Below are 20,446 nucleotides of genomic sequence, written 5' to 3'. Positions count from 1 at the left end.
GGACAGAAATCGGGGGTAGAGCTAATCGCTCTACCCCCGAAATACCAGGCATCCAAGCCTCTCTAAGAGTTAGACCCCGTAGTACAGCTGGAACTCCAACGGGTGCGGAACCAGCGAGAGCGGCTCGAGCTCGTTCTCACGCTTGTACTCGATCCACGTCTGGATCAGGTCCTCGGTGAAGACATCCCCGGCCAGAAGGAATTCGTGATCCTCCTCGAGTGCTCGCAAGGCCTCGTCGAGGCTGGCGGGCGCCGTCTTGATGTCCTTGGCTTCCTCCGGCGGGAGCTCGTACAGGTCCTTGTCGATCGGCTCCGGCGGCTCGATGCGGTTGCGGATGCCGTCCAGGCCTGCCATGAGCTGAGCCGAGAAGGCCAGGTACGGGTTGCAGGACGGGTCCGGGGCGCGGAACTCGAGGCGCTTCGCCTTCGGGTTGGACCCAGTGATCGGAATACGGATACCGGCCGAGCGATTGCCCTGGGAGTACACCATATTGACCGGCGCCTCGTACCCCTTGACCAGCCGCTTGTACGAGTTCACGGTCGGGTTGGTGAAGGCAAGAACCGAGGACGAGTGCTCCAGCAGCCCACCGATGTACCAGCGGGCGAGGTCGGAGAGATTGGCGTAGCCGCGCTCGTCGAAGAACAAGGGCTCGCTGCCCTTCCAGAGCGACTGGTGGCAGTGCATGCCCGAGCCGTTGTCGTCGAATACGGGCTTCGGCATGAACGTCGCCGACTTTCCGTACGCATCCGCGACGTTCTTGACGATGTACTTGAACTTCAGCAGATCATCGGCCGCCAGGGTCATGGTGTTGTACTTGTAATTGATTTCGGCCTGACCGGCGGCCCCGACCTCGTGGTGGGCGCGTTCGACCTCGAGACCGACCTCGTCCAGGGTGACCGAGATGGCGTCGCGCAGATCGGCCTGCTTGTCCTGCGGCGCGACCGGGAAGTAACCGCCCTTGACCTGCGTCTTGTTGCCCTGGTTGCCGCCTTCTTCCTTGCGGCCGGAGTTCCAGGGGGCCTCATCTGAATCGACACGGTAGAACGTGTGCTCGGGGGAGACCTGGTAGCGGACGTCCTCGAAGATGAAGAACTCGGCCTCGGACGCGAAATTGGCGACGTCCGCGATGCCCGTGGAGTTCAGGTAGGCCTCGGCTCGTTCCGCCACACCACGGGGATCGCGGTGGTACGGGTCCCCGGTTCGGGGATTCACGATCGAACACGTGAGAACAATGGTCTTTTCAAGGCGGAAAGGATCCACGAAAGCCGATTTGGGGTCCGGTATGAGCTGCATATCGGACTCTGCGATTCCCTGGAAGCCTCGGATCGACGACCCGTCGAAGAGCTGCCCGTTGACGAAGAAGTCATCGTCGATGGACTTGGCCGGAAGATTGAAGTGCTGCTGGACACCGGGAAGATCGGTGAACCGGATGTCGATGAAGACGACGTCCTCGTTCTCGATGTAGTCCAGCACTTCCTGGGCATTTTCGAACATGGTCGGAGTACTCCTCTAGATTTGCTCAATGCAATCACGCCGGACGCCTCATGACTGTGGACGCCCTCACGCTTTCTGTTGCTCACGGTAGGCAGGCGACGTTGCCCGGCTGTATCCGAATTGTTTCGGACGTGTAAATTCGGACGACGTCGTGTGCACCACCGCAACGGCGTGAACGCTGTCTCAACCATAACCCGTATGGCCGAACCACCTTGGATATCCTGGAGCTATGGCATCTTCCCGACCCCCTTCCGAATCCAGTGGTCCGCAGGGCCAGCAATCATCGAACCACGCCTCCGGGGAACGCTCGGAGTACCCGGGTCAGCGGTTCGGGAGGCCGGAGCGCGGCCGGGGTTCCCTGGCCACCGTGCCGTGGAGATTTCTTGCGCTCGTCATCGATTGGCTGATCTGTCTGGGAATCTCTTCGGTCCTCTTCGGGTCCGGAGATTCTCTCGTCCATTCGTTGGCCACGTCCGGGATTTTCTGGGTGTACCAGGGACTGCTGGTCGGTTTCATGGGGCACACGCTCGGTCATTTTCTCTGCGGGATGCAGGTTCAGACCGTTGACGGCAGGCCGGCGGGATTCGGCAAGGGTTTCATCCGGGGCCTCCTGGTCACGGTGATCATCCCGATTCTGGTGGTGGACGAGGACGGCCGTGGGTTGCAGGACAGGGCCATCGGCACAATCCTTGTGCGCATCCGCTGACTGATCCATCGGTCCGCGCGCGGCGACGAAAGACGAAAAGGGGCCCCGACCGTCACCGGTCGGGGCCCCATCCACGGTGAGGAACGCCGTCTTATCGTCCGCGGAGTCCCTTGCGGTCCGGACGGGCCTTCATGGGGTCAACGCCCTTGGGCATCGGCATGCCCTTGTTCAGCGAAGCCAAACGGTTGCTCACCGCGTGGACCTCCTGCTGGGTGAGGTTCTTCGGGTACTTCTTCATGACCTTGGTGATCTTCTTCAGCGGGGTCTGGCCCTCGCCATTGCCGGCCTTGATCACGTGGATCGGAACGTTCGGGGCAACCCGATTCAACTTCTTCTTCTCCTGCGCAATCAGGGAATTCACCCGTCCCGCGGGTCCCTCCGTTACGAGGACGACGCCCGGTCGACCCAACGCCCGGAACACGAGGTCCTGGGTTCGGGGGTTGACCGCGACCGGTTGCTCCTCGACGATCCAGCCACGGCGCAACGTGGACAGCGCAGCGCCGGCCGCGCCCGTTTGGCCTTCGATCTGACCGAAGGCGGCCCTCTCCGCCCTCCGGGACAGGATCATCACGCAGACCAGGACCGCAACGGGCACGCCGATGATCAGCCATGTGATCCAGTTGTGGAACAGGACGCCCACGAGCAAGAACACCAGGAGGGTCACCAGACCGGCGAGAAGGAGGATCCAGGTGATGTTCGGATCCGACTTCCGCGTCATGGTGAAGACCTGCTTCATCTGTGCGAAATAGCCCGGCTTGGACCCCTTCTTCTTTCGCTTCTCCTCGCGCTTCTCCTCACGCGTGAGCTTGCCGTTCTTGGCAGACTGGGACGACACGATTTTTCCTCAATGCAGTCGGGTACGGGCGGCGCCGGTGTGCCCGGCATTCGCGACCATTCTACGGGAGTGTCCGAGACTCGCGAACTCGATGCGACGACGACGCGGCCCCGGGCGGGAGAGCCCGGGGCCGCGTCGTCGTCATCCTGCCGTGGCGGAGGACGGAAGGTCAGAGTCCGGCCGCCACCAGGGAAGAAGCTTCCTGGCGCGCCGAACCGGTGTCCTGAATGTGTTCCAGGTGCTCTGGGATCGGCCGCCCCATCTTGTCCATGGCGCGAGCCCAGAGGCGACCGGCACGGTAGGACGAACGAACCATCGGGCCCGCCATGACCCCGAGGAAACCGATCTCTTCCGCGGCCTCGGAGAGCGCCACGAATTCTTCGGGCTTGACCCACCGGTCGATCGGGTGGAACAGCGGGGACGGACGCAGGTACTGGGTCAGCGTGATGATGTCGGTCCCGGCGTCGTGCAGGTCGCAGAGCGCCTCGTAGACCTCATCGTTGGTCTCACCCATCCCGAGAATCAGGTTGGACTTGGTGATCATCCCGCGTTCCTTGCCGTGCGAGATGGTGTCCAACGACCGCTCGTAGGTAAAGGCCGGGCGGATCTTCTTGAAGATGCGCGGAACGGTTTCGACGTTGTGCGCGTAGACCTCCGGACCGGCATCCACGATCATGTCCAGGCGATCCGGCTTGCCCTGGAAGTCCGGAATCAGAATCTCGACACCGGTATTGGGGTTCTGCTCGTGGATCGCTTCGATGGTCTTCGCATAGTGCATGGCCGATCCGTCCGGAAGATCGTCGCGAGCGACGCCCGTGACGGTGGCGTACCGCAGGTCCATCTGCTGGATGGAGCGGGCGACCTTGGCGGGTTCCAGGGGATCCAGGGGAGCGGGACGCCCCGTCGCGATGTCGCAGAAGTCGCACCGGCGCGTGCAGGTGTCTCCGGCGATCAGGAACGTGGCTTCCCGGTCCTCCCAGCATTCATAAATATTGGGACAGCCGGCTTCCTCGCAGACGGTGTGCAGCCCCTGGCTCCGGGCCATCTTCTTGAGCTCTTGGTATTCGGGCCCCATCTTGGCGGTGTTCTTGAGCCACGAGGGCTTCTTCTCGATGGGGACCTCGGCGTTCCGCGCTTCCACGCGGAGGAGCTTGCGTCCTTCTGGGGCGATGGTCATGGTCTCTCCTTCGATGTCCACGGCTCGCCGCAAAGCGGCTGGCGAGTCATTGATCAGGCCGTAGCCTCTTCGCCACGCGGAACGAATTGCGCTGCCAAGCGGTCCGCATTGGCCAATAGTTCCTGTTCAACTCGGTCAACAACGTCGCTCGGCGATATGTTCCGCCGGAGCTGCTCGCTGATGGTGGTGACCGAAGCGTCAGTGATCCCGCACGGGATGAAATTGGAGAACGACCCGAGGTCGTTGTTGCAGTTCAGGGCGAACCCGTGCATGGTCGTGTTGCGCGAGACCCGGATCCCGATCGCGGCGATCTTCTTGTCCGGCTCGATGCCTTCGCCAAGGACCCAGACGCCGGAACGGCCCTCGACGCGTTGTCCGTCAATGCCGAGATCACGGACGACTTTCATGAGAATTTCTTCCAGGATCCGGACATAGCGAACGACGTCGATAGGTTCCGGAAGTTTGAGGATGGGGTAGCCCACCAGCATTCCGGGCCCGTGCCAGGTCAGTTTCCCGCCCCGGTCGATGGGGACCACATCCGTGCCGTCGTTCGGATACTCGTGCTTCTCCGTGCGTTTGCCTGCCGTGTATACCGGCTGGTGTTCGAGGAGCAGCACGGTGTTGTCCTGTTCCTCGTTGCTGACGCGGTGGTGGATCTCCTCCTGAAGTGCGAGGGCCTCACGATAGTCCACGTACTCGGGTGCGAGACCGACCCGATTCATGACCAATGACATGTGACCAGCCTACAACTGGGCTTCGGGCGCTCTAAATCGCATGTCGACGAAATGCGCGAAGATGCGGGATGCCTGTGGATAACGTGATCATTCTCATGATCGAGGGTGTATTTCTGAAGCATGGATCGAAGCATGGTGGAGACGCCCGAGGCCGCCGACCTCGCGGCGGCGGATCTGGACAGGTACCGACTCATCAAAAAGGTGGGTGAAGGCTCAGGGGCCTCGCTCTGGTACGCGCGGTTTCGGGAGGCAGGCGTGGACGGAGCCCTGCCTGCCGCCGGAATCACGTCACGGAACGAATTCGAGCGTGCGGCCCGGCACCGAGCCAGCACGGAACGGTTGATCACGATCCATCCGCGCCCGGGCGGAAAAGCAGCGGCCTTCGAGAATGCGCCCACGATGTGGGCGTCGGAGGTCAACACGCACCGGAGTTCGATGCGGCACCCGCACATCCTGCACACTTATGAAGCCTCCGCGAGCGATCCGATCCTGCCCTTCCTCGTCCTGGAATTCCCGGAGGGCGGTTGTCTCGACCGGGTGCTGCAGAGCCGCCGGAGACTCGAGCCGGAAGAGTGTGCCGGGGTGGTCGCGCACGTCGGCCGGGCCCTGTCCTGGCTGCACAGTCAGGGCCTGGTCCACGGAGGAGTCGATGCCTCCAACATCTTTCTGACCAGGGGAGCGGCGTCCGTGGTGATGCCTCCGTGGCCGGATCCGTGGTCGGGTGGAGGCGGCGCTCCGGGATCCGCGGGAACGCCCGCGGATGATGTCCTCCGTTTCGCGGAGCTTACCTGGAGGATGCTGACCGGTCGGAGCCCAGGCCCGTGGGAACATCGGATTCCATTGCCGATGAGTTGCCCGAGCGCGACCAAGAATGTGGTCCAGGTGTTGGAAGCGGCTCTGGATCCCGATGCGTCGGCGCGCCCCGAGGCGCAGGAGCTTGCGCTGGTGGTACGGGGAGCATGGGATGCCGTTCCCCTCGACCTGCATTCCACGGCCGATGCCGACTTCGCCCCTCGCCTCCCGGCAAGGCCAGGGCCATTGAGGGGTCGTTCTTTGACGCGCGGAGGTGTGACGGTGAGGAAGCTGGATGTCGAACCGACGGCATCCAGGGGACGGGCTCGGGTCGCCGCGAGGCTTGGCCCGCTGTCCAGACTTCGGTGCCTTGCGCCGTTGGTGCACGCCGCACGACGGCGGTGGAAGGCCATGGTGATAGGGCTCCTGCTGGTCGCCGCCGCGGTCCACGGTGCTTCTCGCCCTCTGCCCACCTCGGACATGGCGCCTCACCCGAGGGATGTCGAGGAAGTCTCGCCGATATTCGCGGCACCGACCGTCGATGGTGGGGGCGTCCCAACCGGCACGCCTGAGCCGGCGGGAGCCGCCGAGGCCGTCGAGCATCTGGTCGCGGAGAGGGACAAGGCGCTCAGGGACAGGGACCCTTCTCTGATCGGAGGGTATGCCGTGGCAGGCAGTGACGTCGAGAAGGCGGACAGGGACTGCATCGATACCCTGCGCTCCAGATCGGTGGTGTGGGGCGACCTCAGGACCCGAGCCGAGGACATCGTGGTCGAAGAGGAAAACGACAGCCTGGCTCGGGTCAGGGCGAAACTTGTTGTCTCCGGGTGGGAAAAGACCACTCCCAGCACGCAAGGAGCCGGTGACACGACCCAAAGCATCCGTCTGCATCTGGACCGGGCCACCGGCTCCTGGAGAATCAAGGCCGTGGAATCTGTTCCGAACTGAGTCCTAGTTCCACAAGGTTGCGACCGCGATATTGATCAGGCTCAAGCCACCGACCGCGTGCGCAATTCCCGTGGGTACCTCTTCGCCACGCTTGTACTTGCGCTGACCAATGAAGGCGACCACGGCGATCACCAGGCCGATGACCAGCTTGACTCCCAGCTTCGCGTGGTTCACCGCGCCGCCTTGCATTTCGAGCATTCCGAACATGATCAGGCCGGTGACCACCTGAAGGAGTGCCGCATAGTACTGTGCCGGCACCACTCGCGGAGGCTTGAAGTAAGCCACCCACAGGCCGAAGACCAGGGCCGCTCCTACGATGTGCAGAAAGAGGAGAACTGACATGAGAAAAGACATGCCTTCATTTTAGTCTCGTGGGACGGTTTTGCTGACGCAGTGACACCAAAATGTGCGCGGGGTCGCACCCGAGGCCGAAACCGACGAAAGCGGCCGCTCCCAGGGAAGGGAACGGCCGCTTTCGGGGATCTGTCCGATACGACTCCTAGAGTCCGACCTCGGACTCGAAGTTGCCGTCCTCGAGGCGCTTCTTGAGGGTCTGGAGGAAACGGCCGGCGTCGGCACCGTCGACCAGTCGGTGATCATAGGTCAGCGACAGGTAGCACATCTGGCGGACGGCGATCGTGTCATTGCCCTCGGCGTCGGTGACGACGACGGGACGCTTGACGATCGAACCGGTTCCAAGGATTCCGACCTGGGGCTGGTTGATGATCGGGGTGTCGAACAGGGCACCGAAGGAGCCGATGTTCGTGATGGTGAACGTGCCTCCGGAGAGCTCATCCGGTCCGATCTGCCCCGACTTGGTCCGCTCGCCGACATCGGCCAGCTTCTTGGCCAGACCAGCCAAGTTCAGGTCTCCCGCATTGGAGACCACGGGAACCAGCAGACCGCGCTCCGTGTCCACCGCGATCGCGATGTCCTCGGAGTCGTGGTACGTGATTTCCTTGGCCTCGGCGTCGTAGGAGGCATTCAGCTTGGGGTGCTGCTGGAGCGCCTCGGCCACAGCCTTGGCGAAGAACGGGAGGAACGTCAGCTTGGCGCCCTCGCGAGTCTGGAAGGACTTCTTCGCACGATCGCGCAACTTGGACACGCGGGTCATGTCGACCTCGGTGACCTGCGTCAGCTGGGCCGACACGTCGAGGGATTCCTTCATCCTCTTGGCAATCGTCTGCCGGATGCGCGGGGCCTTTTCCTTCTTGCCTCGCTTCTCCGTGTCCACGGCGGGTGTCGGAGCCGAAGCGGAGGACTGGGAGGATGCGGCGGGTGCCTCGGAAGCCGGTGCCGGCTTCTCTGAGGGAGCAGCCGCCTTCTTGGCGTCGATCGCGGCCTGGACATCCTGCTTGCGAATGCGTCCGCCCACACCGGTGCCCTCGATGGTCGAGAGATCGATGTCTTCCTGCTTGGCCAGTTTGCGAACCAACGGGGTCACGTAGATCTCGCCGGAGTTCTTCGTCGAGTCCGAACCCTGGGATGCCTGGTTCGAGGCGTTGTCCTCGGCCTTGGGCGTCGCGGTCGGCTGTTCTTCCTTGACCTTCTCCTGGGCGGGTTCCGCGGACTCCTGCTTGGGTTCCGGCTCAGCCTGGGGAGCGGATTCCTGCTGGGGAGCCTCGTCCTGACCGGAGGAGTCCGAGGAGCTCGAGGGCGCCGACGCTCCCTGTTCCCCGACGATGGCCAGAACCTGACCGACCTCGGCCTCTTCGTCTTCGTCGACCTTGACCTCGAGCAAGGTGCCGGCAACGGGGGAGGGAATCTCGGTGTCGACCTTGTCGGTCGAGACCTCGACCAACGGCTCGTCGACCTCGACGGTATCGCCGACGGACTTGAGCCAACGGGTCACGGTGCCTTCCGTGACGGACTCTCCGAGAGCAGGCAGGGTGACCTCCTGGCCTTCCCCGCCGGCGGAACCGGAAGATTCCTGAGTGTCCTCGGCCGGTGCCGAAGGTGTCTCCGCGGCAGCCTCTTCCTGCTCGGGCTGCTCGGCCGGTGCTTCTGCGGACTGTTCCTCAGCCGCCGGTTCCGGTGAATCGGAGGATCCGGAAGCTCCCGATCCGTCGCCGATACGCACCAGAGGAGCGCCGACCTCAACCTCTTCGTCCTCGTCGACGAGGATTTCCTCGATCGTGCCCGCGACCGGGGACGGGATCTCGGTGTCGACCTTGTCGGTCGAGACCTCGACCAACGGCTCGTCGACCTCGACGGTGTCGCCCACGGACTTCAGCCAGCGGGTAACGGTTCCTTCGGTTACGGATTCGCCCAGTGCGGGCAGTTCTACGGTTTCAGACATCGTCTCTTCCCGTTCTCCTTGTGAATAGTGCCTGTGTAAGTTCTGGCGATCTGCGGACGAGCCCGGTGCTAACCGTGCAGGGGGTGACCGGCCAGGGCCATGGCCGCCTCACCCAGTGCCTCGTTCTGGGTCGGGTGCGCGTGAATGAGCTTGGCGACATCCTCAGGGTATGCCTCCCAGTTGACGATCAACTGGGCCTCGCCGATCTGCTCACCGATGCGCTTGCCGATCGCGTGGACACCCACGATGGGGCCTTCCTTCTCGCGCACGAACTTGATGATGCCGCCGGTTCCGAGGATCGAGCTCTTGCCGTTTCCTGCCAAGTTGTATTCGGCGACCTCGATGTTGTCGTCGCCGAACTTCTCCTTGGCCTTGGGCTCGGTATAGCCCACGGAGGCGATCTCGGGGTCCGAGAACGTCACCTTGGGAATGTTGATGTCCTCGACGATCACGGGGTTCTGGCCCGCGATCTCCTCGGCAATGAAGATGCCCTGCTGGAAACCACGGTGGGCCAGCTGCAGGCCGGGGACGATGTCGCCGGCCGCGTAGACATTGCCGACGCCGGTGTGGAGGCGCTCATTGGTGATGACGAACCCTCGGTCCATGGTCACGCCGGCTTCTTCGAATCCGAGTCCTTCGGTGTTCGGACCGCGTCCGACGGCGACGAGAACGATGTCCGCCTCGAATTCCTTGCCGTCGGTCAGGGTGACCTTGGCGCCGTCGTCGTCCTGTTCGACCTTCTCGAAGAAGGTCCCCAAATTGGACTTGATCCCGCGCTTCTTGAAGCTGCGCTCGAGAACCTTGATGATCGAGGGGTCCTCGTTGGGGACCAGGTGGGGCAGTCCCTCAATGATGGTGACGTCCACGCCCATCGCCTTCCACATCGAGGCGAATTCGGAGCCGATCACGCCGCCGCCCAGGATGATGGCGGACTTCGGCAGGTAATCCATTTCGAGGGCCTGGGTCGAGGTCAGGATGCGGCCGCCGATCTCCAGGCCGAAGGTTTTCGAGACGGATCCGGAAGCAAGAATGATGTTCTTTCCGGTGTATTCGGTCCCGTTCACCTCAATGGTGTTTTCCCCGGTCATCTTGCCGGCGCCGTCGATCACGGTCACGCCGCGCATCTTCAACAGGCCCTGGAGACCCTTGAACTTGCCGGCAATGATGCCGTCCTTGTAATTGCGGATGGCACCCATGTCGATGCCCTCGTACTTGACCTTGACGCCGTACTTCTCGGACTCACGGGCCTCTTCCGCGACTTCAGCAGAGTGGAGGTACGCCTTCGTTGGGATGCAGCCCCAGTGGAGGCATGTTCCGCCGACCTTTTCCTTCTCGATCAGCCCGACGCTGAAACCGAGCTGAACGGATCGAAGAGCGGCAGCATAACCGGCGCTACCGCCGCCAAGAATGAGAATGTCGAAAGCATTTGCCGAATCGGCCACGTGAAACGCTCCCTCGCGCGTTGGGTACGGGCTGCTTCACTGCCCGTCGCTGATGATGAATCGATCCCACCTTATAACTCAGGTCGGCTCCGACTCCACTTATTGACACCTTGACACAAAGGGCGCCCTGGAGAGGCTACTCACATCCCCAAAGCGCCCCCGGTGTGCCGTCCGGCGTGAACAGGTCCTAGTCAGCCAGATCCTCGATCAGACTGACCAGCGTGCTCACGGAAGCGCCCGTGCCGTTCTTGGGCACGAAACCATAGGGCGAGCCCTCGTTGTAGGCGGGCCCGGCAATGTCCAGGTGGGCCCAGGGAATCTTCTTTCCTTCGGATTCACCGACGAATTCCTGGAGGAACAGGCCGGCGATGAGCATTCCACCATTGCGACCCGCGCCGATATTCTTCAGGTCGGCTGCCTCGGTATTCAGCTCGCCCCTCATGTGCGCGGGCAGGGGCATCGGCCAGAACTGTTCGCCCGCCCGTTCGGAGGCTTCGATGACCCGGCCCCGGAGCTCTTCTTCACCCATGACGGCCGAGTGGCGCGTGCCCAGGGCGACCATTTGGGCTCCGGTGAGCGTCGCGACGTCGAGCAGGTAGTCCGGATCCGATTCGGACGCGTAGGCGAGCCCATCGGCCATGACGAGTCGGCCTTCCGCGTCGGTGTTGAGGACCTCGACCGTTTTTCCGCCGCGCATGCTCAGCACGTCATTCGGTTTGGTTGCGGTCCCGGAGGGCATGTTCTCCGCGATGCACAGGTACCCGGTGACGCGGACGGGCAGCTCGAGCTCCCCGGCGGCGGCGACCGCGTTGAGTACGGCGGCGGCTCCGCCCATGTCGCACTTCATGGTCATCATGGAGGCGCCGGGCTTCAAGGAGATGCCGCCCGAATCGAAGGTGATGCCCTTGCCGACCAGCGCGACGCTCTTTCGCGCATTGTCGGGGTTGTAGTCGACCTTGACGAGTCTCGGGGTCCGTGCCGAGCCCCGCCCGACGCCGAGAATGCCTCCGAACCCGCCGGCCTCCAGATCCTTCTCGTCGAGAATCTCGCACGTCACGTGGTCGATTCCGCTGACCCGCTCGACCGCGCGATCAGCGAAGGTCTCCGGGTACAGGTCATTGGGAGCCTGGTTGACGAGGCGGCGAGCGTTGTCCACCGCTTCGCCCAGGACCAGAGCTCGGGCCAGCGCCTCATCGGCGGCCTCCCGGTCGATGCCGCTGACGATCGCGACGTCGGATACCGGGCGCCGGGACCGGATTTCCTCGTCAGTGCGCTGCCCCGGGTCGAAGAAGGCCCCGTAGGCGGCACCTTCGGCAAGTGCCGCGACTTCCGAGAGGGTCTCTGCCGGCAGGTTCAGCGCAACCGAGTCCAGCCCGATGAGCTGTCGGACGGCGCTGCCTGCGGCCGACCGCAGGGCATCCAGCCGTCCGGGGCCGGTCCGAGGCAACGAGCCCAGCCCCGCGAGGGCGATCAGGCCCGGGCCTTCGTCTCCATAGCCCGGAAGGCGCTGGAGGCTGTCTTCGGCCCCCGTGACGCCCAAGTCCTCCAGGCTGGCTTCGATGGCGTCCGCGCTGTCGGCGTCGAGGACGGAAGGGGCCAGCTCGGGCCCGTTGTCGCCCTTGACGACGCCGATGACGAGGGCTTGCGCCTCAATGACGTCGGCATCCGGGCTGATGACGGAAAATGCGAGGTCGGTGGACTCAGTCAAACCATGCTCCTTGCTGTGAACGGTGGATACGGAAGCGATTCCGCTGTGGGCGAGTCAATGCGCCCTGCCTCACAGCGCTGCGGGAAATACTCAGCTCATTGAATTGGTTGTAGTCGTACAAGGATTTCTGCTGGTTCCCATGCTCCAGCCTAGGCGTTGCGCTTGGTGGATGGAGAGGAAGGCGGGGATAATTTGCCAGAAGCAGCCGGACCGTCGTCAGGACGGCCGACTCGAGACGAGGTGAGGGGTAAGCCGATGCAAGATCCACAGAAGCTGTATTTGGGTCACCAGGGTCTGCTGAACGACCCGCGGCTCAAGGGACTCGACCTCGTGGTCTCCCTCACGGGTTTTGCCGAGGCCGGATTCACCGCACAACAGGTTTCGGAAGCGATCCTGGCTGAATTGGACGCCGAAGAAGTCGTCGAGTTCGACGTCGATCAGCTCTATGACTACCGGTCGCGTCGGCCGCGAGTCCGCTTCATCGAGGACCACTTCGAGGACGTCAGCATGCCGGAGCTGAAGCTGTATGCCGTGACCGACGGCCTGGGGCAGCCGTTCCTGCTGCTCGCCGGCCCGGAGCCCGACCTGCAGTGGCAACGGTTCAGCGAAGCGGTGACAGAGCTTGCTGAAAAGCTTCGGGTGCGTCTCGTCGCGTCCGTCGCTTCGATGCCGATGCCGGTTCCGCACACGCGTCCCCTGCCTGTCACGGCGCACGGCAACCGACACGACTTGATTCAGGGAATCTCGCCGTGGAAGCCCCTGGCCGAACTGGGGGCATCCGCCGGGCACCTGCTCGAGGTCGAATTCGGGCGTCGCGGTTTCGACACCGTCGGTTACACCGTCAACGTGCCGCAGTATTTGTCCGAGGCCGAATTGCCGCAGGCCGCCGTGACGGCCTTGGAGCATCTCAGCGCGGCGACCAAGCTGAACTTGCCCACCGACCACCTCCGGGAGGCGGGACGTGACGTCGAACAACAGATCAACGAACAGGTCGGAAGTTCGGCAGAGGTGCAGGGTGTCGTGAGCCATTTGGAGAAGCGATACGACGAGACCATCACCGAGTCCGGCCCGCGGTCCCTGTTGGCGCGGGACGAATCCGAGATTCCCGACGCAGACGAACTCGGGGAGACCATCGAGCGTTTCCTGGCGGAGCACGAGGACAATGACAGCGAACCCGGTTCCTGACCGTCCGCTCAACCGCGGGAACGTGAAGCCATCTCCACAGGGAGGTGGCTTCACGTGTTTAACGGGAGGTTGTCCACGTCCTGGGACCCTAGGCGAGATCTCGGGTCTGCCCTCCGCAAGGGCTGAGGCATGGTGAGGGCATGAACCGACCAATGACACCGGGTGCGTACACCACGGCGGACGAAACACCGGCCAGAGAACCGGAGGACATTCTGGCCTACATGGTCTATGCCCTGGGGTACTGGCCCGAAGAATCTCTGATGCTCGTTTCAGCGACGGACACCGAATTGCGTGGTTGCGCCCGTATGGACCTGCCGTCCCACCCTGAACAGTTGCTGGAATGGGCCGACGGGTTGCATCGGATCGTCGAAACCCTGGTTTCGTCGCCTGCCACCACCCGAGTGTTCGCGGCCGTGTTCACGAGCGGATCCGGCCTCGACCTTTCCGCTCCCGAGGAGACGGACGCAACGAGCCCGACGCGGCCGGGCGTTCCCCGTCACGCCGAAGGGGTCTCGGCCATGATGGTCGCGCTCCGAAGGTGCGCGGATATCGGAGTCTCGAGAGAAGGGCTGTGGGTCGTCGACCGGGCCCACGGGTCCTGGGGGAGTGTTGTCGAGGGGTTCGGCCCCCTCCCTGGGATCCAGGGAGAGGACTCCGTGCGACCAGACGAGCGCTCTGCCGGAGCGACAGGCCAGTGGTGGCCGATCCTGTACGGCGGGGAGACGAGCGCAATCCTCGAAAGTCCACTCGGCGCCGCCCTGGCCTTTCGGGGGCTTGTCGTGCGGGAGTCGGAGGTGGCCGTGATGGACGACCGGCGTCTGCCCGGTCGATGGGATCTCGCCTCGGCCATCGGAGACCAGGCGGCCGCATCGCTGAAAATGCGGTACCGGGGCGTCCGCGATCGTGGCCGACAAGCGGATGACGCCGATCATCTGGTCCGCCGTGCGGTGGACAGACTGACTTCGTTCTTCGACGCACCGCAGGATGTTCGAAGCGCGGCGTACTCGGCCACCGCAGCTCTGAGGGCCGAAGACTATGCCTCGGCCGCGAGGTGGTTGGAACGTTCGGTCGGGCCGTCCGATCTCTTGTCCTCTGTCTTGTTGGACGTGGGCAGGGCCGAGCAGAACGCTGGGCCTCGTGATGCCTTGGCTCTGCGGCGCGGCCCGGCCATGACGACGTCGGAGGACGAGGCCGCACTCATGCGGGGAGAGCGAGGCACGCCCCCGCCTGTCGAACGGATTCGAGCCCTCAGAGTGGTTCTCAACGCGGTGGAACATCTGGAGGCCGGACCCGTCGTGGACGATGCTCATGTGGCGAACGCCTGTCTGAGCTGGTTCATGGGCCTGAGCAGCCAGGCCGGGCGGTACCTGGACGTGGTGCGCACGCAGCGGGCCAGGGCGGCCGCCGTCAGGTTGCGTGTCGCGATGAACGAGCGCCCCTTGCCCATGTGGCTGGCGGGCTTCAGGAACGGAGCAGGTCAGAAATAGGCTCCGAAGGAAAAATCTGACACAATGACTGACCGAAGACCCCGTCTTGCCTATGGTGCACCGCACCTCACGTGGCCCGGCGAATTGACGTTCCGATCAGGGAATAAATGCGGCGTATGCCAAGTTGTCCTGTGTGTACGGCCTTGCAAGTCCACGTGAAATTCCCGCGTACGCGGGATCCCGGGCTTGACAGGGTCATAGGTGTTTCAACCACCTGCGCACACAGGACATGGAAGAAAGGTTTTTGAGTGTCACCAGTTGCACACAAGAAGTCGGAATCCGGCGATACCCAGGTCAAGGAAAAGACCACGGTGTCCGCCGGGGCGAAGAAGAGCGCCGACTCGGCGTCGTCGTCAAAAACCTCCACGGCTTCCAAGAGCACGGCTCAGACCAAGACCACGGCCAAGAAGGCCACTTCTAAGTCGACTGCCACGAAGTCCGCACCGAAGAAGACGGCCGCGAAGACTTCGGGCAAGAAGCGGGTGGACGCCGACTCCCCGGAGGAGACGACGGACACGTCGGTCACGACGGCCGACACCGCCCCGGAGGAGACCGAGGAGATCGTCGAAGGCGAGGTCGAGACCGAGACCGTCGACGCCCTGGCCACGGAGAAACAGGGCGACGAGGACCAGGACACCGAAGAGAAGAAGACGGTTGCCGCACGCGGCAACGGCTTCGTGATCTCCACGACCGACGACGATGACGAACCCGCCCAACGGGTCATCGCCCCAGGGGCGACCGCGGATCCCGTCAAGGACTACCTGAAGCAAATCGGCAAGGTCTCTCTGCTGAACGCCGAGCAGGAAGTCGACCTCGCGATGCGCATCGAGGCCGGTCTGTACGCCGAGCACAAGCTCAAGGACAACAAGGACTCGCTGAGCCGCGAAGAGCGCAAGGAACTGCGTTGGGTCATCCACGACGGCAAGCGCGCCAAGAACCACTTGCTGGAGGCCAACCTCCGACTCGTGGTCTCGCTGGCCAAGCGGTACACAGGTCGCGGGATGCTGTTCCTCGACCTGATCCAGGAGGGCAACCTCGGCCTCATCCGTGCGGTCGAGAAGTTCGACTACTCCAAGGGGTTCAAGTTCTCCACGTACGCGACGTGGTGGATCCGTCAGGCCATTACCCGCGCCATGGCCGACCAGGCACGCACCATCCGCATCCCGGTCCACATGGTCGAGGTCATCAACAAGCTGGCCCGCGTCCAGCGCCAGATGCTTCAGGACCTGGGCCGTGAGCCTGCCCCGGAGGAACTCGCCAAGGAACTGGACATGACTCCGGAGAAGGTCGTCGAGGTCCAGAAGTACGGTCGCGAGCCCATCTCGCTCCACACGCCCCTCGGCGAAGACGGCGACTCCGAATTCGGTGACCTGATCGAAGACTCCGAGGCAGTCGTCCCGGCCGACGCCGTCTCCTTCACCCTGTTGCAGGAGCAGTTGCACTCCGTCCTGGACACCCTGTCCGAACGGGAAGCCGGCGTCGTCGCGATGAGGTTCGGTATGACCGACGGGCAGCCCAAGACTCTCGACGAGATCGGGAAGGTCTATGGTGTCACCCGCGAGCGTATAAGACAGATAGAGTCCAAGACGATGTCGAAGCTTCGGCATCCTTCGCGCTCGCAGGTCTTGCGCGACTACTTGGACTGATAGGCAGCACTCCGGCAGGTTCCCGGGTTCGGCGAAAGCCGGGAACCTGCCGGAGGAAAGAACAAGGCCCCGGACCGCTCGAGCGGTCCGGGGCCTTGTTCGTGTCCCGAGGGGTCGCCCCCGGGACGAGGATACTGCGGAATCAGACGGACGGAGTCGTGGTCAGACGATCACGTTCGTCCTGCCACAAGCCAGCCATGGGGCGAAGCTTTTCCTCATTGGTGGTCGCGTGGTGAGCGCAGAACAGCAACTCGCCACCGGTGTTCTCGAGGACCACGCGAACGTAGGCCTGGGCCCCGCAGGAATCGCAACGGTCGGTTGCGTTGAGCTCTCGAGCTTCCAATGTCGCCGTCATGATTTTCCTCCTGACGTCTACGGCCGATCAGTGCCTTCGGGTTCCACCGTTCCCGTCCGGAAGTGGCGGGCCGACTGCGGAATCGCTGACCGGTTTGAGTGTTCATCCATGCAAACACGCGAAGCCGCTGATTTCATCCCCATTCGGCGTCGTTCGCTGTGGGCTTTGACCCGCAGAGATGCCGGATGCGCTTAGACTGGAGGTCGCGCCTTGCGGCCCACCACCACATCGAGTTTGTCAGGAGCCCCGTCTCAGTGTCGCCGAAGAAGTCCGAGTACACCGCCCACCAGCTCTCCGTACTGGAAGGGCTGGAAGCCGTCCGGAAACGACCCGGTATGTACATCGGGTCCACCGACTCGCGCGGTGTCATGCACTGTCTCTGGGAGATCATCGACAACTCGGTCGACGAGGCCCTCGCCGGATACGGCCAGAACATCGAGATCGTGCTCAATCGGGACGGGTCCGTCGAGGTCGCCGACGACGGCCGAGGCATTCCCATCGACATCGAACCGCGAACCGGTTTGACCGGCGTCGAGGTGGTCTTCACCAAACTGCATGCGGGTGGAAAGTTCGGTGGCGGAACCTACAACGCGGTCGGCGGCCTGCACGGCGTCGGCGCCTCCGTGGTCAACGCGCTGTCGTCCCGACTCGACGTCCAGGTGGACCGGGGGTCGAAGACCTACCAAATGTCCTTCCAACGAGGGATTCCCGGAATTTTCGACGACGGGGGAGTTCCCCAACCTGACGTGCCGTTCACGCCGGCCGAAGGCAAGGCCGCACTCGAGGTGGTCGGCAAGGCTCGTCGGGGAGCGACCGGAACGCGGGTTCGTTATTGGGCGGATCGACAGATCTTCACCCCGGACGCGAAATTCGATTACGAGCGACTCCTCGAACGAGCACGTCAGACGAGTTTCCTCGTTCCCGGCCTGCGACTGGCCATCCGCGACGAACGTCGGCTGCCAGGCACGCCGGGGGCCGACGGGCCGCACGAAGAGGTCTTCCAGCACGATGGCGGAATCTCGGAATACGTGGAGTTCCTCGCCCCGGACTCGGCACTGACCGACGTCTGGAGGTTCCAGGGGTCGGACAGCTTCAAGGAGACGGTCCCGGTCCTGGACTCGAACGGTCACAGCCAACTCACCGAAGTCGAACGCGAGTGCGAAGTCGACATCGCGATGCGGTGGGGAACCGGGTACGAAACCAACCTGCGGTCGTACGTGAATATCATCGCGACCCCCAAGGGCGGAACACACGTCACGGGCTTCGAACAAGGCCTGTTGCGAACTCTGCGCAAGGAAGTGACCGCGAACGCCCGAAAGCTCAAGGCCGGATCCGACAAGATCGAGAAGGACGACGCCCTCGCCGGCCTCACCGCGGTGCTCAACGTGCGCCTCGTCGAGCCCCAGTTCGAGGGGCAGACCAAGGAAGTCTTGGGAACCCCGGCGGTTCGTTCGATCGTGACCAAGGTGCTGTCGCGTGAGCTCGACAAGATGCTGAATTCGCGGAACCGGACGGAGAAACAACAGAGTTCGGCGGTCCTGGAAAAGGTCGTCGCCGAGATGAAATCCCGCATTTCGGCTCGGGTCCACAAGGAAACCCAGCGTCGCAAGAACGCTCTGGAAACCTCCACGATGCCGTCCAAGCTCGTGGACTGCCGCTCCAACGACGTCGACCATTCCGAGTTGTTCATCGTGGAGGGTGACTCCGCGCTCGGCACCGCACGGTTGGCGCGATCCTCCCAGTACCAGGCCCTGCTGCCGATCCGCGGCAAAATCCTGAACGTCCAAAAAGCCTCGATCACGGACATGTTGGCCAACGCCGAGTGCGCGGCACTCATCCAGGTGATCGGGGCAGGTTCCGGGCGGAGTTTCGACCTGGACGCCGCCCGATACGGCAAGGTCGTCATGATGACCGACGCCGACGTCGACGGCGCGCACATCAGGACCCTTCTTCTCACGCTGTTCTATCGCTACATGCGTCCGCTGGTCGATGCGGGTCGAGTGTACGCGGCGGTGCCGCCGCTGCACCGCGTCGAGGTCGTCACGGGCGGGGGGAAGCCCAACGAGATGCTCTACACCTACTCCGAGCGGGAGCTCCACCAGGTCCTGACGCGGCTCGAGGCGGAAGGGAAGCGGTACAAGGAACCCATTCAGCGGTACAAGGGTCTGGGCGAAATGGACGCGGACCAACTCGCGGAGACCACGATGGACCCGCGGCATCGTCTGCTGCGTCGCGTCCGGATCGAGGACGCCGAGGCCGCGGAACGTGCTTTCTCGCTGTTGATGGGGTCGGAGGTGGCCCCGCGCAAGGAGTTCTTGATCAGCAATGCTGATCAGCTGGATCTCGAGCAGATCGACGCCTGAGCGCGGCGGCCTCCTCCGGCCCGCGGTCACGGGCAGGTGCCCGGAGCCCCGTACGTCGAACGGCGGGTCCCACGTCACACGGCACTATACTGTGCCGCATGAGTACCTCTGCTGACACCCTCCTTCCACCCGTCACCGTGACCGTGACCGGCGCGGCCGGTCAGATCGGTTACGCAAGTCTGTTCCGCATCGCCAACGGCGACATGCTCGGCAAGAATCAGCCCGTGCGACTGCGTCTCCTCGAAATTCCGCAGGCCAGGCAGGCCGCCGAAGGCACTGCGATGGAGCTGGCCGACGGCGCTTTCCCGCTCCTCGAATCCGTCGACGTCTTCGACGACGCCGCTCAAGCATTCGACGGGACCGGCTTCGGTCTGCTCATCGGCTCGAAACCCCGCCAAAAAGGCATGGAACGAGGGGACCTCCTCGAGGCCAACGCCGGAATCTTCTCCGTCCAGGGCGCCGCACTCAACGAGGCGGCCGCGGACGACGTCCGGATTGTGGTGGTCGGCAATCCGGCGAACACCAACGCGCTCATCGCGTCCTCCCACGCCCCGGACATCCCGTCCGAGCGATTCACCGCCATGACCAGACTGGACCACAACCGGGCTCTCGCACAGATCGCGCACGCCACCGGATCGCCCGTCGGCGACGTCGAGCGCATGACGATCTGGGGAAACCACTCGGCCACGCAGGTGCCGGACCTGGATCAGGTCACCATTGCGGGACGTCCGGTGCGTGATGTCCTCTCCGAACGCGGGCTGGGGGAGGAATGGGTCCGCACGTCCTTCATTCCGACCGTGGCTCAGCGGGGTGCCGAAATCATCGCCGTGCGCGGCGGTTCATCGGTGGCCTCGGCCGCTCATGCGGCACTCGACCATGTCCACGACTGGGTTCTGGGCACCCCCGATGGGGACTGGACGTCCATGGCCGTGGTCTCCGACGGCTCCTACGGCGTGGACGAAGGCTTGATCAGCTCGTTCCCCGTGACCTGCAGGTCGGGTGAGTATGAGATTAATCATGGTGTCGATTTGTCCGAGGACGCACGACGCCGGCTCGAATCGAGCGTTTCCGAGCTTCGGGAAGAACGCGACACGATCCGAGCGAAAGGGTTGTTGGGACCCAAAGCGGGACACTAGGTGATTCGCTCTTTGGGGCCTCGTGGCGGGCCCCAAAGGGTGAAAATTACCCTTTCCGGGCTGTCAAGACGTCGGCCCGACGGGCTCGTCGGACGCCCAGAACCGGTTGCTACCTTGTAGGTATCCGGCCCGTTCGGAC

16 protein-coding genes are annotated in these 20,446 nt (G+C 63.6%); 7 read left to right on the top strand and 9 right to left on the bottom strand.

Annotated features, from left to right (window positions below; translation table 11 throughout):
• Positions 1–69 precede the first annotated feature (69 nt).
• The gene (gene glnA, locus EWU68_RS09160; protein WP_129315831.1) at positions 70–1,494 is read right to left on the bottom strand and encodes a type I glutamate--ammonia ligase; all 1,425 of its coding nucleotides are present in this window, start codon (positions 1,492–1,494) and stop codon (positions 70–72) included.
• A 229-nt stretch (positions 1,495–1,723) separates the two neighbouring features.
• Here glnA and EWU68_RS09155 point away from each other — a divergent pair, with 229 nt between their 5' ends.
• Positions 1,724–2,200, top strand: coding sequence for an RDD family protein (locus tag EWU68_RS09155; protein WP_129315830.1), 477 nt, complete (start codon positions 1,724–1,726; stop codon positions 2,198–2,200).
• A 91-nt stretch (positions 2,201–2,291) separates the two neighbouring features.
• On the opposite strand, the gene EWU68_RS09150 is transcribed toward EWU68_RS09155, so the two are convergent.
• The 3 genes from EWU68_RS09150 to lipB all read right to left on the bottom strand — a co-directional run bounded on the left by EWU68_RS09150 (position 2,292) and on the right by lipB (position 4,946).
• Positions 2,292–3,038, bottom strand: a complete 747-nt coding sequence (locus EWU68_RS09150; protein WP_397556151.1) for a DUF4191 domain-containing protein — start codon at positions 3,036–3,038, stop codon at positions 2,292–2,294.
• A 166-nt stretch (positions 3,039–3,204) separates the two neighbouring features.
• Complete coding sequence (gene lipA / locus EWU68_RS09145; RefSeq protein WP_129315829.1) at positions 3,205–4,212, bottom strand: lipoyl synthase; 1,008 nt, start codon at positions 4,210–4,212, stop codon at positions 3,205–3,207.
• Between the two features lie 53 nt (positions 4,213–4,265).
• Complete coding sequence (lipB, locus tag EWU68_RS09140) at positions 4,266–4,946, bottom strand: lipoyl(octanoyl) transferase LipB (protein ID WP_129315828.1); 681 nt, start codon at positions 4,944–4,946, stop codon at positions 4,266–4,268.
• A gap of 132 nt (positions 4,947–5,078) precedes the next feature.
• Between lipB and EWU68_RS09135 the strand changes: the two genes are divergently transcribed.
• On the top strand, positions 5,079–6,686 hold the full coding sequence (locus tag EWU68_RS09135) for a protein kinase domain-containing protein (RefSeq protein ID WP_162421384.1): 1,608 nt from the start codon (positions 5,079–5,081) through the stop codon (positions 6,684–6,686).
• Between the two features lie 3 nt (positions 6,687–6,689).
• Here the strand turns inward: EWU68_RS09135 and EWU68_RS09130 are convergent, their stop codons facing one another.
• The 4 genes from EWU68_RS09130 to EWU68_RS09115 form a co-directional block, all read right to left on the bottom strand.
• Positions 6,690–7,040, bottom strand: a complete 351-nt coding sequence (locus EWU68_RS09130) for a hypothetical protein (protein ID WP_129315826.1) — start codon at positions 7,038–7,040, stop codon at positions 6,690–6,692.
• Between the two features lie 145 nt (positions 7,041–7,185).
• Positions 7,186–8,985 (bottom strand): 2-oxoglutarate dehydrogenase, E2 component, dihydrolipoamide succinyltransferase, encoded by a 1,800-nt coding sequence (gene sucB / locus EWU68_RS09125; protein ID WP_129315825.1) that lies wholly within the window; start codon positions 8,983–8,985, stop codon positions 7,186–7,188.
• Positions 8,986–9,053: 68 nt separating this feature from the next.
• Positions 9,054–10,427: a dihydrolipoyl dehydrogenase gene (gene lpdA, locus EWU68_RS09120; protein WP_129315824.1), complete on the bottom strand. Its 1,374-nt coding sequence runs from the start codon at positions 10,425–10,427 to the stop codon at positions 9,054–9,056.
• 187 nt (positions 10,428–10,614) lie between these two features.
• Positions 10,615–12,135, bottom strand: coding sequence for a leucyl aminopeptidase (locus EWU68_RS09115; protein ID WP_129315823.1), 1,521 nt, complete (start codon positions 12,133–12,135; stop codon positions 10,615–10,617).
• Between the two features lie 255 nt (positions 12,136–12,390).
• Here EWU68_RS09115 and EWU68_RS09110 point away from each other — a divergent pair, with 255 nt between their 5' ends.
• The 3 genes from EWU68_RS09110 to EWU68_RS09100 all read left to right on the top strand — a co-directional run bounded on the left by EWU68_RS09110 (position 12,391) and on the right by EWU68_RS09100 (position 16,453).
• Positions 12,391–13,320: a proteasome assembly chaperone family protein gene (locus EWU68_RS09110; protein ID WP_129315822.1), complete on the top strand. Its 930-nt coding sequence runs from the start codon at positions 12,391–12,393 to the stop codon at positions 13,318–13,320.
• A 140-nt stretch (positions 13,321–13,460) separates the two neighbouring features.
• The gene (locus tag EWU68_RS09105; protein WP_129315821.1) at positions 13,461–14,807 is read left to right on the top strand and encodes a DUF4192 family protein; all 1,347 of its coding nucleotides are present in this window, start codon (positions 13,461–13,463) and stop codon (positions 14,805–14,807) included.
• 248 nt (positions 14,808–15,055) lie between these two features.
• The gene (locus tag EWU68_RS09100) at positions 15,056–16,453 is read left to right on the top strand and encodes an RNA polymerase sigma factor (RefSeq protein ID WP_129315820.1); all 1,398 of its coding nucleotides are present in this window, start codon (positions 15,056–15,058) and stop codon (positions 16,451–16,453) included.
• Between the two features lie 142 nt (positions 16,454–16,595).
• On the opposite strand, the gene EWU68_RS09095 is transcribed toward EWU68_RS09100, so the two are convergent.
• Positions 16,596–16,808: a DUF7455 domain-containing protein gene (locus EWU68_RS09095; protein ID WP_129315819.1), complete on the bottom strand. Its 213-nt coding sequence runs from the start codon at positions 16,806–16,808 to the stop codon at positions 16,596–16,598.
• A 254-nt stretch (positions 16,809–17,062) separates the two neighbouring features.
• Between EWU68_RS09095 and EWU68_RS09090 the strand changes: the two genes are divergently transcribed.
• Together EWU68_RS09090 and EWU68_RS09085 are read left to right on the top strand one after the other, a co-directional pair.
• Positions 17,063–19,171 carry a DNA gyrase/topoisomerase IV subunit B gene (locus EWU68_RS09090; protein WP_165162133.1) on the top strand — a complete coding sequence of 703 codons (2,109 nt, stop codon included), beginning with the start codon at positions 17,063–17,065 and terminating at the stop codon, positions 19,169–19,171.
• A 98-nt stretch (positions 19,172–19,269) separates the two neighbouring features.
• A complete protein-coding gene (locus tag EWU68_RS09085) occupies positions 19,270–20,307 on the top strand; it encodes a malate dehydrogenase (protein WP_129315817.1) in 1,038 nt (345 codons plus the stop codon).
• The last annotated feature ends 139 nt before the right edge of the window (positions 20,308–20,446 follow it).

The sequence above is a fragment of the Rothia koreensis genome (genome assembly GCF_004136575.1).
Classification (GTDB): Bacteria; Actinomycetota; Actinomycetes; order Actinomycetales; family Micrococcaceae; genus Rothia; species Rothia koreensis.
Note: the sequence above shows the minus strand (reverse complement) of the source record. Positions and strands in the feature narration are given on the sequence as shown.

What these genes read in the sequence shown, in the direction of transcription:
- glnA (WP_129315831.1), bottom strand. Translation starts at nt 1,494, where the DNA reads ATGTTCGAAAATGCCCAGGAAGTGCTGGACTACATCGAGAACGAGGAC.
- EWU68_RS09155 (WP_129315830.1), top strand. Translation starts at nt 1,724, where the DNA reads ATGGCATCTTCCCGACCCCCTTCCGAATCCAGTGGTCCGCAGGGCCAG.
- lipA (WP_129315829.1), bottom strand. Translation starts at nt 4,212, where the DNA reads ATGACCATCGCCCCAGAAGGACGCAAGCTCCTCCGCGTGGAAGCGCGG.
- lipB (WP_129315828.1), bottom strand. Translation starts at nt 4,946, where the DNA reads ATGTCATTGGTCATGAATCGGGTCGGTCTCGCACCCGAGTACGTGGAC.
- EWU68_RS09135 (WP_162421384.1), top strand. Translation starts at nt 5,079, where the DNA reads ATGGTGGAGACGCCCGAGGCCGCCGACCTCGCGGCGGCGGATCTGGAC.
- EWU68_RS09130 (WP_129315826.1), bottom strand. Translation starts at nt 7,040, where the DNA reads ATGTCTTTTCTCATGTCAGTTCTCCTCTTTCTGCACATCGTAGGAGCG.
- sucB (WP_129315825.1), bottom strand. Translation starts at nt 8,985, where the DNA reads ATGTCTGAAACCGTAGAACTGCCCGCACTGGGCGAATCCGTAACCGAA.
- EWU68_RS09110 (WP_129315822.1), top strand. Translation starts at nt 12,391, where the DNA reads ATGCAAGATCCACAGAAGCTGTATTTGGGTCACCAGGGTCTGCTGAAC.
- EWU68_RS09105 (WP_129315821.1), top strand. Translation starts at nt 13,461, where the DNA reads ATGAACCGACCAATGACACCGGGTGCGTACACCACGGCGGACGAAACA.
- EWU68_RS09095 (WP_129315819.1), bottom strand. Translation starts at nt 16,808, where the DNA reads ATGACGGCGACATTGGAAGCTCGAGAGCTCAACGCAACCGACCGTTGC.
- EWU68_RS09085 (WP_129315817.1), top strand. Translation starts at nt 19,270, where the DNA reads ATGAGTACCTCTGCTGACACCCTCCTTCCACCCGTCACCGTGACCGTG.